Source organism: Paraburkholderia sp. RL17-373-BIF-A, from assembly GCF_046030175.1.
Lineage (GTDB): Bacteria > Pseudomonadota > Gammaproteobacteria > Burkholderiales > Burkholderiaceae > Paraburkholderia.
On sequence record NZ_JARESO010000012.1, the window covers coordinates 129,201 to 150,019 of the forward strand.

The window sequence follows — 20,819 nt, forward strand, 5'->3', positions numbered from 1 at the left end:
CGGCGTCACTGCACGACGAATTCGGTGAACAGCACGTCCTGGACATGGATCGGCGCGGCGCCCTTGTCGGTCGGCTGCTCGATCAGCGTGCGCAGTTCCGTGGCGAGCGCGCGCTTGCCTTCGAGCGGCGCGAGTTCGTCAGGGTGCTTGTTCGAGAGTGCGAGCAGGATGTGGCTGCGCACTTCGGGCATGTGGTCGGTCAGCTCTTGCTGGGTCTTGGCGTCGGTGAGTTTTAGTGTCAGGCCGATGCGCAGGAAATGCTGCTGGCCGTCGTCTGATTGCAGATTCACGGTCATCGATTCGAGCGGGAAGAACAGCGGAGCGGCGAGTGGCGCTGGCGCGCTGGCGGTTTCAGCCGATACGGCGGCGGGGGCGCGCTTCGACATGAAGAACCACACGCCCGCGCCGGCTGCGCCCGCGGCAATGATCGCTATGAGGACGATCAGGATGATGCGCTTCATCGGGCCCGGAGAGGCGGGCGCGGCTTGCTGGGGTGCGGTTGTGGTTGCCATGAGGTTTGCTTTGCTTGCCTTTAGTGCTGGTGATGGTGATTGTTGTTGATTTGCCGGCGGCGCGATGGGTCGAAAAGAAGGGGGATTGAGGGTTATCTCTGGTTTTTGCTTTTTTGTTGGGCTTTTCTTTTGGTCCGCTGTGGGGTGTTGGCCTTTCCTTGAGCTCGCTGTGGTCTATTGGCGTTGCCCCTGTGCGGGGCGGCACCTACTTTCTTTGCCGCGGCAAAGAAAGTAGGCAAAGAAAGCCGCTTCACACAGCCAGCTCATAAGCGGGCCCCTCGCGCAGTCGCAGTAGTGGTCCATCTGGAATCAGTGTTCTCGCGCATTCCGCGTGAGTGACAAGGCGCTCATTCTTCCGGCGACGCTGCGCGCGCCGTGGCGGTACTTCACTTAACCACCCGACGCAAATCGGCGCCCTTTGGTGGGCGCCGCTGATCAACTGTCTGCAAAATCAATGTTCGGCAAATGCTTTGGCGCACGGCGAATGCCGGCGCTCAAGGCATCAACCTCAAGCGAATGTGTCGACCAGGCCTACCGTGCGGCGCACGGGTACGTTGACCGCCGTGTCGATCGCGTCCGTGCCGCTATTGCCGCCAAACGATCCGCTCCCGCTCGAGCGGCCGCCGGAACGGCCGGAGTCGGCGCTTTGCTGTTGGCCGCTCTGGCGCGCAAAGCCGTCGCTGACGCTTGCGCTTCCCAAGCCGATGCCGTTGGATTCCATCGCCTCGCGCAGCTTCGGCAGCGCTGCTTCGACGGCTTCGCGCACGGACTGGTGCTGCGACACGAACAACGCATGTGCATGGTTATCGGCAACCTGCAAGACAACCTGTAGCGGCCCCAGATCCTTCGGGTTCAAGGTGAGCTCGGCGCTCTGCGAATGTGCGTTCGACAGGAACACCACCTTCTGGCTCAACGCGTCTTCCCAGTCGGTCGTGCCGACCTGCGGTGACAGCGCGTTCGCCGCTTCCGCCGCGCCGGCGTTGCCAGTGGTCTGGCCGGCTGCCGTCGTGCTCGCTGCGCTCGCCGCGGCTTGCGAAGCGGCTAGCGCCGCTGTCGCTGCATCCGTCGCGCTCTTGAAGGAGGCAAGATCGTCGGCTTGCGTGCCTCCGGCTGCCGTCGCCGTCATTGCGTCAGCCGCCGCTTTTACGGCTGCCGATGGGTCGGCCACGGTCGTCGCCGCCGTCGTCATCGCGGCTTTCGATACGGTCGATCCCTTGCCGTCGCCAAACAGGCCAGCCGCCAGGCTCTTGCCGTCCGCAGCGCCATTCGGCCCAGTGTTCGTACCAGCCAGGCCGTTTGCCGAGGTCGCGGCGCTCGCGGCTGCGCCGCTCGCCAGCGCTTGCGCGGGAATGCCCTGGCCGTTCGCCAATGCAGCCAACGCCGCTTGCAGCGCGTCTTGCAATGACTTCGGATCGGTGGCGGTGGATTTCTTGCCCGGCGTGCGGCCGGTCGTAGCGTCCGTGGCCGTGCCGGGCAGCGCGGTCGGGGCATCGGTCAAAGCTGCTGCGGGGTCGGCGGTTGTCGGCGTATTGGCGCTGTTCGCGTCGGCCTGAGCTTGTGCCTGGGCCTGAGCGGCAGCGGCTGCCGCCGCGGTGCCCGCGTCGGTCTGGTTCGCCGTGTTGCCGGTTTTCGCCGGCGTGGCGTTCGTCTTGTCGGTCGAAGCCTGTTGCGTATCGCCCGACGAAGCCGTGGACGAAGCCGAGCTCGTCGGCTTGCTGGTGTCCTTGCTGTTGCTCGCGTCGTCGGCGCTTTTCGGTGCGGGATCGGCCGGCGGCGGCGCGTCGTGCACGCTCGACGAAGACGGCGACGATCCTGACGACGCCGCGGCCGCAGCCGCAGCCTGCTGCTGGCTCGCGCTCAGCGCAGCCGCGCTGTTCTGCTGGTCGATGCTCTGCTGCAGGGTTTGCGAGAACGGTTTTGCGTTCGCCGCAGCGGCGATGGCCGCGCTGGTTGACGTGCTGCTGGCGGAGCCGAGCAGCGAGCCGATCTGTGAAAGAAGCGACATAGGGAATCCTGTCAATCGGTCAAACGGTGTTCAGTCAATCGAGGTGGCGCTCATGCGCGTCATGCGCCTTCTGCGCGCATCCTCAGAATCCGGGCGGCGTGTTCGTCGGCGTCGCGCTGATCGCGCCGCGCCGTGGTCTTGGCTTCGGCTGCCTCGCCGCGCGCCTGCAGCACTTCGTACGAACCGAGCTTCTGCTTCTGACGCTGCCAATCGGGCTTGGCTGCCTCGACGCGCGCGTTGGCCGTCACCAGCAGGTTGCGCTGCTGTTCAATGGCGGAGTCGAGCGTGTCGATGAATGCCTGGAAATTGCGCATGTTCCCTGCGGGCATGCCCGTCTGGGCCGTCGCGGTGAAGCGTGCGTGGTATTCGTCGCGGTACTGCACGAGGGCGTCGAGCTGCGACTGCACGTCGTTGCGCTCGCGCTGCGCGCGGCCCAGACGTTGCGCGGCGGCGTCCACATCGTCCTGGGCGAGGCCGATGAGGGTCTTGATCGGAAAGTGTTTCGCCATCGTCAGCCTCCTTGGGCAAACAGCGCGTCCAGCATCTCGAGACTCGGTTCAAAGTTCGCGCACTCGCGAAAACCTTGTTGCAAAAATGCTTCCATCCGCGGATACAGCGCAATCGCGCGGTCGAGCAGCGCGTCGCGCCCGCTCGAATACGCGCCGACGTTGATCAGATCGCGGTTGCGCTGATAGCGCGACAGCATCTGCTTGAACATACGCGTCTTGTCCAGATGGTTATCGTCGATCAGCGCGGTCATTGCCCGGCTAATCGACGCTTCGATGTCGATCGCGGGATAGTGGCCGGCTTCAGCCAGCGAGCGCGACAGCACGATGTGGCCGTCCAGAATCGCCCGCGCCGAGTCGGCGATCGGATCCTGCTGGTCGTCGCCCTCGGTCAGCACCGTGTAGAACGCGGTGATCGAGCCGCCGCCCGCCGGGCCGTTGCCGGTCCGCTCGACGAGCGCCGGCAGCTTGGCGAACACCGAAGGCGGATAGCCCTTGGTGGCGGGCGGCTCGCCCACGGCCAGCGCGATCTCGCGCTGCGCCATCGCGTAACGGGTCAGCGAGTCCATCAGCAGCAGCACGTGCTTGCCCTGGTCGCGAAAATACTCAGCGAGCGACGTCGAATACGATGCGGCCTGCATACGCAGAAGCGGCGAAACGTCGGCCGGCGCGGCGATCACCACTGAGCGCGCCAATCCTTCCTCGCCGAGAATCTGCTCGATGAATTCCTTCACTTCGCGGCCGCGCTCGCCGATCAGGCCGATCACGATCACTTCGGCGCTGGTGTAGCGCGCCATCGTACCGAGCAGCACCGATTTACCGACGCCCGAACCGGCGAACAATCCCATGCGCTGGCCACGGCCGACGGTCAAGAGCGCGTTGATCGCGCGCACGCCGACGTCGAGCACCTTGTGGATCGGCTCGCGGTTCAGCGGATTGATGACCGGCGAGGACAGCGGGGCGTCGGCATGCGCGCCGAGCGGACCGAGTCCGTCGAGCGGACGGCCGGAGGCGTCCAGCACGCGGCCAAGCAATTCCCAGCCGACCGGCAGACGCTTCGCGCCCGCCATCGGGTCGGCGATCGGCGCACTTTCGAGCGGGAAGACGCGTGCGCCGGGCAGGAGGCCGATCACTTCAGTGGTCGGCATCAGAAACAGTTTGTCGCCGGAGAAGCCGACCACTTCGGCTTCGGCCATCGGCAGCGAACTGCCTTGCGGCAGTTCGATCATCACTTCGGCGCCTACGGAGAGGCGCAGGCCCACGGCTTCGAGCACGAGACCAGCGGCGCGTGTGAGGCGTCCGCAGGCGCGCATCGGCTTGGCGATTGCGTTGCGCGCGCGCAGTGCGTCGAGGCGGCCGCGCCAGGCTTGCATGTGCGGATTGCTGTCGAGCGCGGGATCGTACGGGGCGTGGGCGACAGCGGCGGAAGCGGAGCTCGCAGGCGCGGCAACCCGGCTCGCGGCGGCGCCCGTCGCCGGATGGGCATGCGCCGGATCGCGCAAGGCGGCTTCGATCGCCGCGACCGCGGCCGCGGCGGGTGTCACCGCAGCCGGTACTTCCGCGAGCGCCTCGGCGCCGAACGACGCCAGCGCCAGTTCGCGTTCGAGCGGCGTCAGGTCGCTGGCGCGGATCTCTTCGAGCGTCGGCTTCACCATGTGCTCACCTTGCCGAGTGCGGCAGCCACACGCTCCCAGCGCGTGTCGATGCCGGCGTCCACTTCGCCGGTGCCGGCTTGCGCGCGGCAGCCGCCGCGTTCCACCGCCGGATCGGTGCGCACGGTCCAGCCGCGCGTCTGCAATTCTTCCATCAGATAGGCTTCGACGACCGGCAGATCGGCGGGACTCACGATCAAAGCCGGCGCGCCGACCAGCGTGGGCTCGGCGGCCAGCACCTCGCGCGCGGCGGCGATCAGCGCGGTCGGGTCATGCTGCACATGCTGGCGCACTACCTGCTGCGCGATGTCGAGCGCGAGTGCGACGAGCGTCTCGGAGATCGCGCCTTGCGCGCCATCGAGCGCGGCCTTGAAGGTTTCAGCCAGCGCGGCGAGCCGCGCGGCTTCTTCCCGTGCTTCGCTCTGGCCTTGCTCGAAACCCTGCGCATGGCCTTGGTCGTAACCGGCTTGATAACCGAGCGCCTGGCCGGCCACGTGGCCGGACGCGATGCCCTGTGCATGAGCGGCGTCGCGCAGACGTTCGAGTTCGGCTTCGAAAGCGCCGTCGTCGACTTCGGGTTCGGGCGGTGCCGGGGGCACCGGATCGAACGAGGCCATCTCCCAGCGCTGGTAGGCCGAGAGGCTTTCCTTCGCCGCGGAGTTCTGATCAGACATATGCATCTTCGGCCTTGCCGCCTAGAACGATCTGGCCGCCTTCGGCCAGGTTGCGCACGATCTGCAGGATGCGGCGCTGCTGCGTCTCGACTTCGGAGACGCGCACCGGACCGCGCGCGTCGAGGTCTTCGGCGAGCAGTTCGGCGGCACGCTGCGACATGTTCGACAGGAACTTCTGGCGCAGCGCGGGCGGCGCGCCCTTCAGCGAGATGATCAACGCCTCGGACTCGACTTCCTTCAGCAACAGCTGGATCGCGCGGTCTTCCAGATCGAGCAGGTTCTCGAACACAAACATCTGATCAATAATCTTCTGCGCGAGTTCCGCATCGTATTGGCGAACATTCTCGATGACGCCTTCTTCATGATTGCTCGACATGAAGTTGAGAATTTCGGCCGCCGTGCGGATGCCGCCCATCGGGCTGCGCTTGAGGTTGTCGCTGCCGGACAGGAGGCCTGTCAGCACGTCGTCGAGTTCGCGCAGCGCGGCCGGCTGGATGCCGTCGAGCGTCGCGATGCGCAGCAGCACGTCGTTGCGCAGCCGTTCCGTGAAGCAGGCGACGATTTCCGACGCCTGATCGCGGTCCAGGTGAACGAGGATGGTCGCGATGATCTGCGGATGCTCGTTCTTGATGAGTTCGGCGACCGCTGCGGAATCCATCCACTTCAGGCCTTCGATACCGCTCGTATCGCTGCCCTGCAGAATCCGGTCGATGATCGCGCCGGCCTTGTCGTCGCCGAGCGCCTTGGTCAGCACGGAACGGATGTATTCGTTCGAATCCAGCGACATGCCGGTGTGCTGCTCGGCCTCACGCACGAACTCCTGCAGGACTTCGTCGACCTGCTCGCGGGTCACGCTCTTCAGTGCGGCCATCGCGACGCCGATCTTCTGGACTTCGCGCGGCCCGAGGAACTTGAACACCTGCGCGGCTTCTTCCTCGCCGATCGACATCAGCAGGAGCGCGCTCTTCATTACGCCTTCAGCGCTCATCGGACACCCAATTTTTCACGACGGTTGCAACGATCTTCGGATCCTGGCGCGCGATGTTGCGCGCGAATTCCAGGTTCCGTTCGTATTTGTGCTTGGAGCTTTCGAGGGCGAGCAGTTCGCTGTCGGTTTCCAGTTCGGCGACCGTGTTCGCGCCCGCGCGCTCGGCGGCGGGAATGCCGTCCAGCAGGATCGGCTCGTCCGGCGAGGGCAGCGCCGCGGCGGCGGCCGACTCCGGCGGCGGGAAAGCGCGGCGCAGCGCCGGCTTCACCATCACGAAGTAGAGGAACAGGGCGACCGCGCCGATGCCGAGGTAAGTAGCGATCTGCTTGGCGAGCGCGATCATGTCCGGCGTGCGCCACCACGGCAGGTCGGCGTTCGGATCGACTTCGGTGGTGAACGGGCTGTTGACCACGTTGACCGAGTCGCCGCGCGCCTGGTCGAAGCCCATCGCGTCCTTCACCAGCTGGTTGACCTGCGCGAGCTTGTCGGCGGTGACCGGCTGCATCGTGGCGTGACCCTTGCCGTCGACCACGCGCAGGTAGTTCACCACCACCGCCACCGACAGGCGCTTGATGCCGCCCATCGGCTGTTCGAGATGGCGCACCGTCTTGTCGAGTTCGTAGTTGGTGGTCGAGTCCTTGCGGTCGCTGACCGGCGTGGTCGTCACGCCGCTCGCGCCGTTCGGTGCATTGATCGGCGCCGAAGCCGGTTGCGGCGGCTGGTTCGACAGCGCGCCCGGCACGCCCGAGGCGCCGCCTTGCGACATTTCGGTGGCACTGCTCGATTGCTGGCTGCGGATCGCCGCCTGTTGCGGGGTGCCGTTCGGGCCGTAGTTTTCCGAGGTCTGCTCGCTATGCGAGAAGTCGATATCGGCGCTGACCTGCGAGTGCGCGTTGCCCGAGCCGAACAGCGGCGCGAGGATCGCGTCGATGCGCTGCTGGGTGCTGCGCTCGATCTGCTGGCGGTACTTCAGTTGCGAGGCGTCGAGTCCGCTGCCGGTGGACGGCTGCGTCAGCAGATTGCCGTCCTGGTCGAGGATGGTCACGCCCTTCACCGGCATATCCGGCACCGCCGACGACACCATATGGGTGATCGCCAGCACCTGGCCTTCGTCGAGCGCGCGGCCCGGGTAGAGGTTGACCAGCACGGAGGCGGACGGCGCTTCCTTGTCGCGTACGAACACGGACGGCTTCGGAATCGCCAGATGCACGCGCGCCGACTTCACCGACGAAATCGACTCGACCGTGCGCTCCAGTTCGCCTTCCAGTGCACGCTGATAGTTGATCTGTTCGGCGAACTGGCTGATGCCGAACTTCTGGTTGTCCATCAGCTCGAAGCCGACCGAGCCGCTCTTGGGCAAGCCCTGCGACGCGAGGCGCAGACGCATTTCGTGCACCTGTTCGGCCGGCACGAGGATCGCGCCGCCGGCGTCGGAGAACTTATAGGGAATGTTGGCTGCCTGGAGCGCGGTGATGATGGCGCCGCCGTCGCGGTCCGACAGGTTGCTGTAGAGCACCTTGTAGTCCGGCGCCCGCGACCACAGGAACAGCCCCGCCACCACGGCGACCAGCAGCGCCACCGCGAAAATCAGCGGAGCGCGCGGGTTGCCGCGCATTTGCGCGAGGCCGGACAGGCGCTGACCGAAGTTGCCACCGAGGTTGCTCCCCAGGCCGCCGAGGTCTGCTGCTCCACCGGCCTGGCCGGCACCGGCCGCACCGACGCCTGGCTGCGCGCCGGCGAGGCCCATGCGGGCGTCGGGGTTGATCAAAGAGTTGGCTGACGAATCCATGCGTCGGGTTTCTCCGGGATGCCTTTTGCGTTCTGCCCGCTGCCGCACCGAGGGTCGGCGGGCGCACGGACAGAGACTTTCACCATCGAAATTATCCGCAGCGCGGCTCAACCCGATTGCTTGAATAGAGCCGGGTTTCCCCCCTAGTTTCGGGGCTTTCCCGTATGGCCCGCTGCTATGCTTTCGTCCAGATCGGTACGGTTTGGCATGCCGGTCGTCCTTTCCTGGAGAAAACATGACTTTCCCCGTGAACGCGCTTTCGTCGGCGCTGCAACAGATTCAGTCGATGGCGGCGCAAGCGGCCGGTGGCAGTAATGCCGCGGCCGACACGTCCGGCGCGGCTACGCCCACCGGTTTTGCCTCGGCGCTGAAAGCTTCGCTGGACAAGATCAGCGGCGATCAGACCAAGGCGGTCGGCGAATCGCAGGCGTTCGAACTCGGCTCGTCGAACGTGTCGCTGAACGACGTGATGGTCGATATGCAAAAGGCCAACGTGGGCTTCCAGTTCGGCCTGCAGGTGCGCAACAAGCTGGTGTCCGCCTATAACGACATCATGCAGATGTCGGTGTGAACGCGGCTCGGGTGGTAAGGCTGTTCCGCCCGCCCGAACGCGTGCGCGCCGTGTGGCCCACGAGGGCCGCGCCATCTGGCCCCTTAATCCTCCTTACACTGGCCTAAAGCTTTCCCGCTGCCTATCCGATAACCAGGTACAGGCAGAGATCGGGGCGCGGCAACGTGCCCGGATGGGGTGCCATGACCAACCGCAGTGCAAGAGAGGAGGAGCGCCGATGTTTTCCCCAGGACACTCTGGAGCCAATGCGTACGCACGCGTCGGCGTCGAGACAGGGGTGATGGGCGCGAGTCCGCATCGTCTGATCGTGATGTTGTATCAGGGCGCCCGGCAGGCGATCGCGCAAGCGCGCATGCACCTGCAGCAGGGCAATGTGCCGGCGCGCGGAGATGCGATCGGCAAGGCGATTCAGATCGTCGAAAGCGGGCTGCAGCAGTCGCTCAACCTCGAGGCGGGCGGTGAGATTGCGGAGCGGTTGAACGCGCTATATAGCTATATGTCGCGCCGGTTGCTCGAAGCCAACATAAAACAAAGCGAGGCGATGCTGGTCGAGGTGGATGGTCTTCTGGCCACACTCGAAGAGGCATGGATCGGGATTGCCCCGGAGATCGCGCGGATGGCAGCCCAGCCCGCCGCGGAAAGCATGAGATGACATCGAACGCAGAATACTTCGCCCGTTATGAGGCGATTGCAGCGATTTCCTGCCGCATGCTGATGGCTGCCCGGCGCGCACTGTGGAACGATCTGGTCCACTTGCAAGACGAATACCGCCATCTGGTGGACGGGTTGAAAGACGCCGAAACAGGGGTGAAGCTCGACGAATCGGAGCGTCTGCGCAAATACGCGCTGATCCGCCAGATTCTCGCCGACGACGCTGCGATCCGCGATCTGGCGAATCCGCGCATGGCCAATCTGTCCGCGCTGTTCGCCGGACGGCCGACACGCGTGCTCAAGGAGCTGTACGGGGCGCGCTGAGATTTGCCGCGCGCGCCGGCGGCGCCTCTATCCATCCGGCCGACTGACTTTATTTGAGCGCGACGCCGCCAATGTGACCAAGGAATCGGCATGAACGGAATCGACACGGCTGTCGCTTCGGTGCTCGCGAGCCGGATCGACAGTCTGCTCAACATCGCGCCAGGCAGTGCGGCCGCTTCGCAGGCCGGCACGGCGGGCGTCGAAACCGCGCCGACCATGCCGGCGCTCATTGAGACGCCCGCGCCGCAGCCTTCCGCCCAGACCGCGCTGTCCGCTGTCGCGCTGACGCTCAATGCGATCGTGCGCTCGGGCGGCGAGGCGACGCCCGCCGTGATCGGCCAGACGCCAATCTGGCCGGCCGCGCCGGCGCTCGACGTCGAAGTCGGTGCGTTGCCGTTGTTCGATACGTCCGCGGCTGCGACGGGTTCCGCTGCTCCCGCCACCAATCCCAATGCCGCTGGAACCGCGGCCACCGCCAATGTGGCGGCGGCCCAAGTGCCGGTCGCGGCGCTCGCGGCCGCGCTCGAACAGACCGTCGGCGACAGTGGTCTCTTCTACGAAGCGCATCTCGCGCAATGGCTGGCGGGCCAGCGTTCGCCCGCTTCGCTCGCGGGCGAAGCGCAAAACAAACTCGTGGCCGCTGCCGCCCAACTGCCGCTCGACTGGGCGAACGACGGCGGCGAAGCGGCCCCCGCCAATCCGTCCGCCCGCCAAGGCACGGGTGCGGCGCCGAATGGTTCATCGAACAGCGGCGCGCCGGACGCCGGCGCCGCCGCTCGCGGGGCGCCCTCGATTCCTAACGCGCAAGCCGCGCGTTTCGTGGCCGGCGAGGTGCTGGCCAGTTCCCTGTCCGACCTGAACGGCCAACCCACGCGTGCGAGCCTGCATAGCGCGGCGGCACAAACCGTCGACGGCGGCGCCTCGCAGAATTCGCAGTCGATGGCCGCCGCGGTTCATCCCGCGACCGTGCCGTTGGTGCGCCAGCAGCTCGATCTGCTCGCGACCGGCCAGTTTCGCTGGACCGGCGAAGCGTGGCCGGGCGCCAAACTCGACTGGACCATCGAACAGGACGGCGACGAATGGGACCGCAGCGGCGGCGGCTCGGCGAGCGAAGACGACCAGCCGTGGCGCACCCGCCTGACGCTGTCGCTGCCGACGCTCGGCACCGTCGACGCGGAACTGACACTGACCGGCACGCGGCTCGTCGCGCGCGTGCAGGCGAGTCCCAACGGCGCCGCGCGCCTTGCGATGCAGGGCGAAAGTTTCCGTCAGCGGCTCGCGGCGGCGGGCATCCAATTGAATGGGTTGACGATTCGCGAGATCGGCGGCGGCGCGCCCGCCAGCGCCGCGAATGCAGCGGGTGCGGCGGCCGCTCAGGCGGCAGCGTCGGCGTATGCGCGGTCGGCTTCGGCGGGTAGTTCGACAGAGGCGGGCGGTGCGGCCGGTTCGGCAGCGAACCGAACCACGGGCGTGCGCCGCACGGCGCGAACCAGCCGCACGGAACCCGCGCCGCTCGACGATTTTGATTGGGACATGTGAGATGAGTCGCAAACATCGCCGCAGCGCGGCCGCGCTCGTCTACGACGCCCAAGGCGGCGATCCCGCGCCGCGCGTGATCGCCAAAGGCTACGGCATGCTGGCCGAGATGATCGTGCAACGGGCCAAGGAAGCCGGCCTATACGTGCACGAGGCGCCCGAAATGGTTTCCCTGCTGATGCAGGTGGATCTCGACGCGCGGATTCCGCCCCAGCTCTATCAGGCGGTGGCGGAAATGCTCGCGTGGCTGCATCGGCTGGAGAGCGGCGCGGAGAACGAGCCGCCGCAAGCCGCGAGTGTCGACGCGCAAGACGTCATCGACGTGGAGGCCACCGAAATCGAAGGCGGCCCGGCGGCGCGCTGAACGTTAGAACCGCATCATCAGTTTCAGCAGCGCGTTCACCCGTTTGACGTACGGTGGCGAAATCCAGCCGCGGGCGTTCAGGCGCGCTTGCGTCAGCACCGGCTTCATCTTCGAGAAAGTCACGAAGCCTTCGTAGCCGTGATACGCGCCCATTCCACTCGCGCCGACGCCGCCGAACGGCAGGCTCTCGCACGCCAGATGCATCAGCGTTTCGTTGATCGCCATGCCGCCGGCGATGGTTTCGTGCGTCACGCGGTCGATCGTGGCGGCGTCGTCGGCGTAAAGATACAGCGCGAGCGGGCGCGGCCGGGCGTTGATCCAGGCGATCGCGTCATCGAGCGTGTCGTAGGGCACGACCGGCAGCAGCGGCCCGAAGATTTCCTCCTGCATCAGCGCGCATTCGTCGGGCGCGTGGGTGACGGCGATCAGCGGGAAGCGGCGGCTTGTTGCATCGGGTGAACTGTCCGTGAGCGCGTGCAGTTGCGCCCCGACGGCGTGAGCTTCGTCGGCAAGACGTTCGAGGCGCGCGAAATGGCGCTCTGAAATGATCGAGGTGTAGTCCGGATTGTTGCCGAAGTTCGGGTACATCTTTGTCATCCGCGCACGCGCCCGTTCGATGAACGCCTGCTCCTTGCCGCGCGGCACCAGTACGTAATCCGGCGCGACGCAGGTTTGTCCCGCGTTGAGTGTCTTGCCGGCGATGAGGTTGTCCACCGCGTTGTCGAAGCGCGCGTGCGCGCCGATGATGGCCGGCGACTTGCCGCCCAGTTCGAGCGTGACCGGCGTCAGATGCTCGGCGGCGGCGCGCATCACTTCGTGGCCGACCTTGGTCGAGCCGGTGAACAGTAAGTGGTCGAAGGGCTGCGCGCTGAACGCGGCGGCGAGCGCGGCGTCGCCGTTCACGACCGCGACGTGATCGCGCGCGAAGGTTTGTCCGATCAACTGCTCGAACAGCGCCGAGGTGCGTGGCGTCAGTTCGGACATTTTGATGATCGCGCGATTGCCGGCGGTCAACGCGCTGATGAGCGGCCCGACGGCGAGCAACACCGGATAATTCCACGGCACGATGATGCCGACCACACCGAGCGGCTGCGGCACGACCTTCGCGCGCGCCGGCAGCAGCCATTTGTTGGTGCTGCGGCGCTGCGGTTTCATCCAGCGCTTGCCGTGTCTCAGCGCGCCGTTGATCTCTTCTTTCACCAGCAGGAATTCGGCGAGCAGCACTTCCTGTTTCGCGCGATTGCCGAAGTCGAGGTTCATCGCGTCGGCGAGCGCGTCGCGATTGTCGAGCATGACTTTGCGCAGCGCTTTCAGATGCGCGGCGCGTGTCTCCCACGACGGATACGGCGTACGCAGATAAGCGTGGCGCTGATCGCGCAGCAGCGCTTCGAGCGCGACGACCTCTGGTAGATCGTTCTTCATGTGTCCACTCCCTGACGGATATCGTTGCGCGTCGAGTCGCGCTTTTATTGGATGTGCTCGTGCTGCTTCGCGGCGTGCCGAACGTCAGGCGGGAAAAGCCCGTTCGATGATCGCCGCGTGATCGAACGTGGCCGGCAGCGTGCCGTACACACGGCCGCTCTCACCGCAGCCGTCGGCAAGACGCGTGGCAATGAATGCTTCTGCGACTTCGCCAGGCGCATGTTTGAGAAGCAAGGTCGCCTGCGCGATCAGCACGACCTGCTGCGCGATCCGCCGCGCCGAGGCTTCGCGGTGCTCGGCCGGTCCGTTGAGCGTTGCGGCGAGTTTGCCGAGCGCGGCGCTCAACGCCGGATGCGCTTGCGCGTCCGCTTGCCATGCGGCGAACAACGCCTGCGCCGCTTCCGGTTCGCGCTCCATCGCGCGCAGCACGTCGAGGCACATCACGTTGCCGGAGCCTTCCCAGATCGAATTCACCGGCGCTTCACGATAGAAGCGCGCCATCGGACCGGTTTCGACATAGCCGTTGCCACCCCAGACTTCCATCGCTTCGCCGGTGAATTCCAGCGCGCGCTTGCAGACCCAGTATTTCGCCGCGGGCGTGACGATGCGGCGCCACGCGCGCTCGGCAAGCGAGGTGGAGGCGGCGTCGGTGGACTCTTCGAAAGCGCGCGCGAGACGCATGAACAGCACCGTCGCCGCTTCCGATTCCAAAGCCAGGTCGGCGAGCACGTTGCGCATCAGCGGCTGATCGGCGAGATGCCGGCCGAACGCGCTGCGATGGCGCGCGTGGTGGATGGCCTGCACGAGCGCCGCCCGCATCAAGGCCGCGCTGCCGATCACGCAATCGAGCCGCGTGTAATTCGCCATTTCGATGATGGTCGGCACGCCGCGTCCTTCGTCGCCGATCATGATGCCGAACGCGTCGAGGAATTCGACTTCGCTGCTCGCATTCGAGCGGTTGCCGAGCTTGTCTTTCAGGCGCTGGATCTGCACGTTGTTCTTGCGGCCGTCCGGCGCGAAGCGCGGCGCGTAGAAGCACGAGAGGCCTTCGTGTTCGTCGGTGCGGCCGAGCACGAGATGCGCGTCGCACTGCGGCGCGGAGAAAAACCACTTGTGGCCGACGAGCCGGTAGGCGGCGCCGCGGCCGCTGCCGGCGGTGGAATAGGCGCGGGTCTGATTGCTGCGCACGTCCGAGCCGCCCTGTTTTTCGGTCATACCCATGCCGATCATCGCGGAGGTTTTCAGCTTGAGCGGCACGTCGCGCGGATCGTGCTCGCGCGCGTAGAGCTTGTCGCGCAACGTGGCGAATAGCGCGGGTTCGCGTTGCAACACGGGGATGCTCGCGAAGGTCATCGTCAGCGGGCAGAGCGAACCGGATTCGATTTGCGCATGCAGGAAGTAGCCGGCGCAGCGTGCAACCATTGCGCCGCGTTGCGGATCGGAAAACGGCAGCGCGTGCAGACCTTCGCGGCGCAGGAGCGAAAGCAGCGTGTGCCACGAAGGATGAAACTCCAGCGCGTCGATGCGCTCGCCACGTGGACTGTGCGTGAATAATTCAGGCGAATGGCGGTTGGCGAGTTCGGCGAGCGCCAGCGTGTCCGGCGTGGTGAGCGCCGCGCCGTGCTGCAGCAACGCGCCGCGATGCCACCCGGCGCCGTCGCGTTCGAGGGCGGCCGACAACGCGGCGTCGCTGGAAAACAGGTTGTAGTCCGCCAGCGGTGGAACCTGATTGGTCACCTCGTGAGTCTGGCCGAAGCTGTGCCGTTCCATCTGCTGTCTCCGTTCAACGCATGCTCGCCGGCGTCGGTCGGCAGTGCGCTGTTTGATCGCCGCGTGTCGTGCCGCGGGCCGAGAGGACGGCGCGTACGACGCCGTGTTTGAATGCCGTGCGCGGCCGCCCGGCGGGCGCAAGCGCGTCTTTCATCATAGAGTCGCGGCGCCGCTTCCGTTTAGAGGAATCGCTCTGACGCGAACCCGCCGCGCTATCCGAACGCTCCCTACAATGCCGGTAAAGCGCACGTAGACAAGTGTGCACGTGACAGGGTTCGCGAGCAACGCGCGCCCATCAGGAGGAGCGGATGCAATACGACTACATCATCGTCGGTGCAGGTTCGGGCGGTTGCGCGCTGGCGAGCCGTCTCGCGGACAGCTGCCCGGACGCGACGATCGCTCTGATCGAAGCCGGCCCGCACACGGACCGCAATCTGTTCGTCAACATGCCGGTCGGCGTGGCGGCCGTGGTGCCGCACAAACTCAAGACCAACTACGGTTATCTGACCACGCCCCAGCCGGGGCTCGGCGGACGGCAGGGGTATCAGCCGCGCGGGCGCGGCTTCGGCGGATCGAGCGCGATCAACGCGATGATCTATACGCGCGGCCATCCGCTCGATTACGACGAATGGGCGAAACTGGGTTGCGAAGGCTGGTCATGGGCGGAAGTGCTGCCGTATTTCCGCCGCGCCGAAGGCAACCAGCGCGGCGCCGACGCATGGCATGGCGACAGCGGCCCGCTCACCGTCTCCGATCTGCGTTATCAGAATCCGTTTTCGCGCCGTTTCGTGCAGGCGGCAATGGAAGCCGGATACAAACCGAATAGCGACTTCAACGGCGAGGATCAGGAAGGGATCGGCTTCTACCAGGTGACGCAGCGCGACGGACGCCGTTGTAGCGTGGCGCGCGCCTATATCTACGACCGCGAGCGTCCCAACCTGCACACGATTGCCGACGCGACGGTGCTGCGCGTGGCCTTCAACGGCAAGCGCGCGAGCGGCGTGGAGATCGTGCGCGGCGGCCGCACGCAAACGCTCGAAGCACGCGCGGAGGTGGTGCTCGCCGCGGGCGCGTTCAATTCGCCGCAACTGCTGATGTGTTCGGGCATCGGACCGGCGGCGCATCTGCAATCGCTCGGCATTGCCGTGCTGCACGACGCGCCGGAGGTGGGCCAGAACCTGACCGACCACATAGATTTCACCATCAACAAACAGGTTTCGTCGATCGAACCGACCGGGTTTTCGATTCGCGGCATCGCGCGGATGCTGCCGCAGTTCGTCACTTTCATGCGCCACGGGCGCGGCATGCTGTCGAGCAATGTCGCCGAGGCGGGCGGCTTTCTGAAGAGCAATCCGACGCTCGACCGGCCGGATGTGCAACTGCATTTCTGTGCGGCCATCGTCGACGATCACAACCGTCACATGCATTGGGGCCACGGTTATTCGCTGCACGTGTGCGTATTGCGGCCGCATAGCCGCGGTACGGTGACGCTGGCAAGCGCCGATGCGCGCACCGCGCCGGTGATCGACCCACGCTTTTTCAGCGATCCGCGCGATCTCGATTTGCTGATGGACGGCGCGCGGATGGCGCGGCGCATTCTCGATGCGCCGTCGCTCGCGCTGCATGGCGGCAGCGAGTTGTACACGCATCCCGGCCAGTCGGACGCCGAGTTGCGCCGCACGATCGCCGAGCATGCCGACACGATCTATCACCCGGTGGCGACGTGCCGGATGGGCGGCGACGCGCGCTCGGTGGTGGATCCGCAATTGCGGGTGCGAGGCGTCACGGGGCTGCGGATCGTCGATGCCTCGGTGATGCCCACACTGATCGGCGGCAATACCAATTCGCCGACGGTGATGATCGGTGAACGCGCGGCCGATCTGATCGCGGCGGCGCGTCGCGAGTCGCAAGCGGACCTGAAGATGGCGTCGCTCGGCAGAGCTGGCGTGGCGACGAATACCGCCTGAGCTTTCGGCGACGTTTCATTTCATGCTGCTAAATATGAGACAAATTGGGTGAACGTCTGCCAATTCGTCATAAATTGTGCCGTTTCGTTTATGAGATTTCCCGAAACCTATAATCGCGCCGCAAAAAGCAGCGTGTCAGGTGGCGCGTTCGGGAACTCCAGGAAGCGAAGCGATGAGCATCAACGCAATTCAATTGATTCAGTCCGCCATGACGGACGGTGTCGTACGGCAGCTAGCGGGGCGCTTCGGGCTGCCGCCGGACGCGACTCAAAAGGTGCTGGCCACCACGGCGCCGTCGCTCATCGCGGGCCTGATGCAAAAGGGCGCGACGCTTGACGGCGCGCGTTCGCTTTTCGCTACGATTCTCTCGCCGGAGGTGAACGGCCATATCGCCGAACAGTTGCCGCATCTGGTTGGCAGCACGAACGGCGTGAGCCAACTGGAAATGGCCGGGCGGCAATTGCTCGAACGGGCGCTGGACCGCCCCGTCGACGCGCTGAGCGATGAGGTCGCCTCGCAAACCGGGGTGCCGGCGCACGCCACGCATGCCATGACGGGCATCGTCGGTGCAACCCTGCTTGGCTTGCTGAAGCGGCATTGTCTTGAAGGTCAGGGCAATGCCGGGCAATTGCCCACGCTGCTCGGTCATCAACTGCCGGTCATTGCGCCTTATCTGAACGACCGGTTGATGGCCACGCTCGGCCTGAGCGGCCTTGGCGCGTTTGTCGGCAACATTCTGGCGCAGTTGAAGGCCGTTTCGTCGCATATCGATCATCCGACGCCCGCGGCCAAGCCGGTGGCCGACGCGTTGTCGAACGTCCACGTGCCTGTGGACGCTGTGGTGCGCGAAGAACGCCATTCGCACACGTGGCTGTGGTGGCTGCTCGCGGTCGTCGCGGCGGTGCTGGCCTTTCTGTTTCTGCGCGGCTGCCAAAGCCAGCAGAGCGTCGGCCGCGCCGACGGGCGCGGCGGTTCCGAAGCGGCGATCACCATACCGGCGGCATCGGCGCCGGTTCAGGCTTCAGGTGCCGTGCTAGCCGCCAGCGATGCGGCGGTGCTGGCGTCGGCAGCCAGCGCATTGATGCCCGCGAGTTCAGCGAGCGGCGCAAGCGACGCGCACCAACCAGCCGCCGCACCCGCGCCGACCCAGGACAGCCAGCTCAGTTTCACCGTCGACGTCGCCGGCAAACCGACGCTCACGGCCACCGTCGGCAGCGAAGCCGAAAAGACCCAATTCATGGATGAGTTGACCAAGCGCCTCGGTCAATACAATTTCGTCCCGAACATCACGGTCGATCCGGCCACTAAGCCGGCCGACTGGCTGGTCCATTTCGACGGCCTGTTGCCGCTGCTGTCGCTGCCCGGCGCGGAAGTGAAAGTGCTTGGCACGCAGATCGAACTGAGCGGCACCGCAGCGGACAAGAAGCTCGGCTTGCTCGACGAACTGAAGTCGCTGCTCGGCACGTCGTATCAGATCGGTTCGTTCGACCTCGCGCACGCCGTCGCCGATGCCAACGAGAACTTCCGCGGCGCGATCAAGAGCCTGCTCACGCCGGATAGTCCGTGCGTCACAGCAGACGTGGTCAAGGTGCTGAACCTGCAGGTGATCAACTTCGCGAGCGCCAGCGCGCATGTGCCTGCTTCGGCGGTGGAAGATCTGAACCAGTCGGCGCGCGTGCTGAACGCCTGCGCGCGCAACGGCAAGACAGCACGGCTGGAAGTGGCGGGCTACTCGGACAACGTCGGCGGCGAACAGGCGAATCTGCAATTGTCGAAGCAACGTGCGGAAGCGGTGCGCGCCTATCTCGTCAAGACGGGCGTGCCGGCTAAATCGCTGATGGCGCAAGGCTACGGTCAAGCGCGTCCGGTCGCGAGCAACGACACGGCGAGCGGCCGCTTCGCCAACCGCCGCATCGAGTTCGTTGCGCAATAGTAAGCACGGCCAGGACCAAGCATGCGAGACATGCCGCCCGGTTCACGTCGGGCGGCATCGTCGTGTCATTTGGCGGGCGGTGTCGGAAACGGCGTCGTGATGCCGGTCACGCCGATGCCCGGCCCAAGCATGAAATCGTCGCCGGCCTGACCGGGCAACGCCTCACGGGCGACCTCGAGCCACGCGCGCGCGGCGTGCGACAGATAACCATTGCGGCGCCAGCCGATTGCCATTTCCCACGGAATTTCCGGTTCCACCACCGGCCGGCAGGTGAACTGCGCGGGGTCGAGACGCCGGCAATACGGCGCCGGCAACAGCGCGATGCCGACACCGGCAAGCACCAGCGCCGCCATGAAATCCCAATGCCCACTGCGTCCGACGATGGTCGGCGCAAAGCCGGCGGTACGGCACGCGTTCAGCACGACATCATTGAGAGCGAGACTTTCGCCGTAAAACACGAACGGCTCGTCGGCGAGTTGCGCGAGCGGCACCTCGTGCAGATCGTCCCAGCTAGAGCCGGTGCGCGCGACCAGCCATAGCAGTTGGCGCGTCATGGGCAGCACGTCGATATTTTCCGGGTCGACCGGTTGCAACACGCCGCCTAAGTCCAGTTCACCGTTGATCAGCGCGGTCTCGATGGCGCGTGAACCCTGCTCGAACAGCTTCAGTTCGATTTTCGGATAACGCTGGCGAAACGCGGCGATGGCCGGCGTGAAGAGCGAGCCGCCCATCGGCGGAATGCCGATGGTGAGTTGACCGCGGCCGAGCGTGTCGAGATCGTTCAGTTCAGCCTGCAACTGCGCGTGCGCCGCCAGCACGTCCTGACCGCGCTGGTAGACGATCCGGCCGGCATCGGTCAGCACCATCTGGCGCCCGTCGCGCAGCAAAAGCGGGGAGCCGATTTCATCCTCCAGCGACTTGACCATCTTGCTGATGGTCGGCTGCGTGACGAACATCTGCTCGGCGGCGACGGTGAAACTTTGCTGACGCACCACTTCGACGAAATACCGCAGCGCACGTAGTTCCACGATCTCAGGCTCCAGAATTCCAAATTGGAATGATCTCAGTGATTGTAAGTCAATATGTTTATATTGCAGAAAGGTCGTGCGGAGCGGTCGGGATGGTTGCGCGCCGGCGTCGCGGTCGACAATCGCGGTCGTTGTGTTCGGTCGAAGTCAGGCTCTGCGCCGAGGAGAAGACGTCGCACCCATTTCAAGATGGAACGGCGCGCGAACGGCATAACATTTGTGGATCTCCACCGCCGACCCGCCATCACGCCCGTTCATCATGACGCCCATTTCGATCATCATTCCCTGCTACAACGGCGCGGCGACGCTCGCGCGTGCTTTGCAAAGTTGCCGGATTCAGCCTGAAGCCGCACAGATCACCGTGGTGGACGACGGCTCGGCCGATGCCTCCGCGGACATCGTGGCCCAAATCGGCCGCGTCGACGCGCGCGTGGGTCTGCTACGGATGCCTTACAACGGCGGCGCGGCGCGAGCGCGCAACTGGGGCGCGATGCATGCGTCGCACGACCTGATCGCCTTCCTCGACGCGGACGACGAATATTTTCCCGGCGCACTCTCCGCCGCGAGTGCATTCCTCGCGCAAAACCCAAAGGACGTGTCCGTGCGGCTCGACGTCGAGTACGCGGATTTTCCACGCGACCTCACGGCCCATCCCGACTTCGCCGCGCACGCGGCGACGCTCAGCAATACGGTGCCGAGCGGCCTGTTCATTCGCCGCGCCGTGTGCCTCGCACTCGGCGGCTTTCCAATGGACGATGCGTTTCGCCGTATAGGCGGCGAAGACGGCGCGTTGTCGTGGGCGCTGCGCGATATATTCGGCAACCCGCGGCTGAATGACGTGAAGCGCGTGCGCATGCATTACCACGCGGGGATTCACGCCGAACGCTATTTCCGCATCGCACTCGGACTGCAGATTCCGGATCCAGCCGATGTCGCTGAAGCGTTCCGCGTTTCCAGGCAGTTCGTCGACACCGCGCGCGCAGGCATCGCGCAATTGCGCGCGGCTAACGTGATGGCGGAGACTGCCGCGTCGTAAGTCACGCGGCAACCATCGCGTCGGCTTTGCGCACACACGAAACCCAAGAAAACGCGCGCGCCCCGAAGCCATCTCGATTTGCTACAATCGC

The 20,819-nt window shown here is 65.7% G+C and carries 18 protein-coding genes; 8 read left to right on the forward strand and 10 right to left on the reverse strand.

Features of this window, described 5'->3' with window-relative positions:
* Positions 1 to 5 precede the first annotated feature (5 nt).
* The 7 genes from fliL to fliF all read right to left on the reverse strand — a co-directional run bounded on the left by fliL (position 6) and on the right by fliF (position 8,126).
* Positions 6 to 512: a flagellar basal body-associated protein FliL gene (gene fliL / locus P0D80_RS17290; RefSeq protein ID WP_408285620.1), complete on the reverse strand. Its 507-nt coding sequence runs from the start codon at positions 510 to 512 to the stop codon at positions 6 to 8.
* Between the two features lie 508 nt (positions 513 to 1,020).
* Entirely contained in the window at positions 1,021 to 2,517 is a 1,497-nt protein-coding gene (locus P0D80_RS17295) for a flagellar hook-length control protein FliK (RefSeq protein WP_408285623.1), read from the reverse strand.
* Between the two features lie 59 nt (positions 2,518 to 2,576).
* Complete coding sequence (fliJ, locus tag P0D80_RS17300; RefSeq protein WP_132376615.1) at positions 2,577 to 3,026, reverse strand: flagellar export protein FliJ; 450 nt, start codon at positions 3,024 to 3,026, stop codon at positions 2,577 to 2,579.
* 2 nt (positions 3,027 to 3,028) lie between these two features.
* Positions 3,029 to 4,678, reverse strand: coding sequence for a flagellar protein export ATPase FliI (fliI, locus tag P0D80_RS17305; RefSeq protein ID WP_408285627.1), 1,650 nt, complete (start codon positions 4,676 to 4,678; stop codon positions 3,029 to 3,031).
* Positions 4,672 to 5,355 (reverse strand): flagellar assembly protein FliH, encoded by a 684-nt coding sequence (gene fliH, locus P0D80_RS17310; protein WP_207915670.1) that lies wholly within the window; start codon positions 5,353 to 5,355, stop codon positions 4,672 to 4,674. The genes fliI and fliH overlap by 7 nt, the downstream gene beginning before the upstream one ends.
* Positions 5,342 to 6,337 (reverse strand): flagellar motor switch protein FliG, encoded by a 996-nt coding sequence (gene fliG / locus P0D80_RS17315; protein WP_007179928.1) that lies wholly within the window; start codon positions 6,335 to 6,337, stop codon positions 5,342 to 5,344. Before fliG ends, fliH begins: the two co-directional genes overlap by 14 nt.
* Positions 6,327 to 8,126: a flagellar basal-body MS-ring/collar protein FliF gene (gene fliF / locus P0D80_RS17320; RefSeq protein ID WP_132376618.1), complete on the reverse strand. Its 1,800-nt coding sequence runs from the start codon at positions 8,124 to 8,126 to the stop codon at positions 6,327 to 6,329. The genes fliG and fliF overlap by 11 nt, the downstream gene beginning before the upstream one ends.
* 235 nt (positions 8,127 to 8,361) lie before the next feature.
* On the opposite strand from fliF, the gene fliE reads away from it, so the two are divergent.
* From fliE to P0D80_RS17345, 5 genes are all read left to right on the forward strand, one after another.
* The gene (gene fliE, locus P0D80_RS17325; protein WP_132376619.1) at positions 8,362 to 8,697 is read left to right on the forward strand and encodes a flagellar hook-basal body complex protein FliE; all 336 of its coding nucleotides are present in this window, start codon (positions 8,362 to 8,364) and stop codon (positions 8,695 to 8,697) included.
* 217 nt (positions 8,698 to 8,914) lie between these two features.
* On the forward strand, positions 8,915 to 9,349 hold the full coding sequence (gene fliS / locus P0D80_RS17330; RefSeq protein WP_132376620.1) for a flagellar export chaperone FliS: 435 nt from the start codon (positions 8,915 to 8,917) through the stop codon (positions 9,347 to 9,349).
* The gene (locus P0D80_RS17335) at positions 9,346 to 9,672 is read left to right on the forward strand and encodes a flagellar protein FliT (RefSeq protein ID WP_132376621.1); all 327 of its coding nucleotides are present in this window, start codon (positions 9,346 to 9,348) and stop codon (positions 9,670 to 9,672) included. The genes fliS and P0D80_RS17335 overlap by 4 nt, the downstream gene beginning before the upstream one ends.
* Positions 9,673 to 9,762: 90 nt before the next feature.
* Entirely contained in the window at positions 9,763 to 11,211 is a 1,449-nt protein-coding gene (gene fliK, locus P0D80_RS17340) for a flagellar hook-length control protein FliK (RefSeq protein ID WP_408285631.1), read from the forward strand.
* A 1-nt stretch (position 11,212) separates the two neighbouring features.
* Entirely contained in the window at positions 11,213 to 11,572 is a 360-nt protein-coding gene (locus tag P0D80_RS17345; protein ID WP_132376623.1) for an EscU/YscU/HrcU family type III secretion system export apparatus switch protein, read from the forward strand.
* A 3-nt stretch (positions 11,573 to 11,575) separates the two neighbouring features.
* Here P0D80_RS17345 and P0D80_RS17350 read toward each other — a convergent pair whose 3' ends face one another.
* Together P0D80_RS17350 and P0D80_RS17355 are read right to left on the reverse strand one after the other, a co-directional pair.
* A complete protein-coding gene (locus P0D80_RS17350) occupies positions 11,576 to 12,994 on the reverse strand; it encodes a coniferyl aldehyde dehydrogenase (protein WP_408285633.1) in 1,419 nt (472 codons plus the stop codon).
* A gap of 84 nt (positions 12,995 to 13,078) precedes the next feature.
* On the reverse strand, positions 13,079 to 14,764 hold the full coding sequence (locus P0D80_RS17355; protein WP_408285637.1) for an isovaleryl-CoA dehydrogenase: 1,686 nt from the start codon (positions 14,762 to 14,764) through the stop codon (positions 13,079 to 13,081).
* A gap of 308 nt (positions 14,765 to 15,072) precedes the next feature.
* Between P0D80_RS17355 and P0D80_RS17360 the strand changes: the two genes are divergently transcribed.
* Both P0D80_RS17360 and P0D80_RS17365 read left to right on the forward strand, forming a co-directional pair.
* Positions 15,073 to 16,731: a GMC family oxidoreductase gene (locus tag P0D80_RS17360; RefSeq protein WP_408285640.1), complete on the forward strand. Its 1,659-nt coding sequence runs from the start codon at positions 15,073 to 15,075 to the stop codon at positions 16,729 to 16,731.
* 172 nt (positions 16,732 to 16,903) lie between these two features.
* Positions 16,904 to 18,664, forward strand: a complete 1,761-nt coding sequence (locus P0D80_RS17365; RefSeq protein WP_408285642.1) for an OmpA family protein — start codon at positions 16,904 to 16,906, stop codon at positions 18,662 to 18,664.
* 65 nt (positions 18,665 to 18,729) lie between these two features.
* On the opposite strand, the gene P0D80_RS17370 is transcribed toward P0D80_RS17365, so the two are convergent.
* Positions 18,730 to 19,692: a LysR family transcriptional regulator gene (locus P0D80_RS17370; RefSeq protein ID WP_408285644.1), complete on the reverse strand. Its 963-nt coding sequence runs from the start codon at positions 19,690 to 19,692 to the stop codon at positions 18,730 to 18,732.
* Between the two features lie 259 nt (positions 19,693 to 19,951).
* On the opposite strand from P0D80_RS17370, the gene P0D80_RS17375 reads away from it, so the two are divergent.
* On the forward strand, positions 19,952 to 20,728 hold the full coding sequence (locus tag P0D80_RS17375; RefSeq protein WP_408285646.1) for a glycosyltransferase family 2 protein: 777 nt from the start codon (positions 19,952 to 19,954) through the stop codon (positions 20,726 to 20,728).
* Positions 20,729 to 20,819 lie beyond the last annotated feature (91 nt).

Excerpts from the sequence above, each read along its gene's own strand:
- fliL (WP_408285620.1), bottom strand. The coding sequence starts at position 512 with ATGGCAACCACAACCGCACCCCAGCAAGCCGCGCCCGCCTCTCCGGGC.
- P0D80_RS17295 (WP_408285623.1), bottom strand. The coding sequence starts at position 2,517 with ATGTCGCTTCTTTCACAGATCGGCTCGCTGCTCGGCTCCGCCAGCAGC.
- fliJ (WP_132376615.1), bottom strand. The coding sequence starts at position 3,026 with ATGGCGAAACACTTTCCGATCAAGACCCTCATCGGCCTCGCCCAGGAC.
- fliI (WP_408285627.1), bottom strand. The coding sequence starts at position 4,678 with ATGGTGAAGCCGACGCTCGAAGAGATCCGCGCCAGCGACCTGACGCCG.
- fliH (WP_207915670.1), bottom strand. The coding sequence starts at position 5,355 with ATGCATATGTCTGATCAGAACTCCGCGGCGAAGGAAAGCCTCTCGGCC.
- fliG (WP_007179928.1), bottom strand. The coding sequence starts at position 6,337 with ATGAGCGCTGAAGGCGTAATGAAGAGCGCGCTCCTGCTGATGTCGATC.
- fliF (WP_132376618.1), bottom strand. The coding sequence starts at position 8,126 with ATGGATTCGTCAGCCAACTCTTTGATCAACCCCGACGCCCGCATGGGC.
- fliE (WP_132376619.1), top strand. The coding sequence starts at position 8,362 with ATGACTTTCCCCGTGAACGCGCTTTCGTCGGCGCTGCAACAGATTCAG.
- fliS (WP_132376620.1), top strand. The coding sequence starts at position 8,915 with ATGTTTTCCCCAGGACACTCTGGAGCCAATGCGTACGCACGCGTCGGC.
- P0D80_RS17335 (WP_132376621.1), top strand. The coding sequence starts at position 9,346 with ATGACATCGAACGCAGAATACTTCGCCCGTTATGAGGCGATTGCAGCG.
- fliK (WP_408285631.1), top strand. The coding sequence starts at position 9,763 with ATGAACGGAATCGACACGGCTGTCGCTTCGGTGCTCGCGAGCCGGATC.
- P0D80_RS17345 (WP_132376623.1), top strand. The coding sequence starts at position 11,213 with ATGAGTCGCAAACATCGCCGCAGCGCGGCCGCGCTCGTCTACGACGCC.
- P0D80_RS17350 (WP_408285633.1), bottom strand. The coding sequence starts at position 12,994 with ATGAAGAACGATCTACCAGAGGTCGTCGCGCTCGAAGCGCTGCTGCGC.
- P0D80_RS17355 (WP_408285637.1), bottom strand. The coding sequence starts at position 14,764 with ATGGAACGGCACAGCTTCGGCCAGACTCACGAGGTGACCAATCAGGTT.
- P0D80_RS17360 (WP_408285640.1), top strand. The coding sequence starts at position 15,073 with ATGCAATACGACTACATCATCGTCGGTGCAGGTTCGGGCGGTTGCGCG.
- P0D80_RS17365 (WP_408285642.1), top strand. The coding sequence starts at position 16,904 with ATGAGCATCAACGCAATTCAATTGATTCAGTCCGCCATGACGGACGGT.
- P0D80_RS17375 (WP_408285646.1), top strand. The coding sequence starts at position 19,952 with ATGACGCCCATTTCGATCATCATTCCCTGCTACAACGGCGCGGCGACG.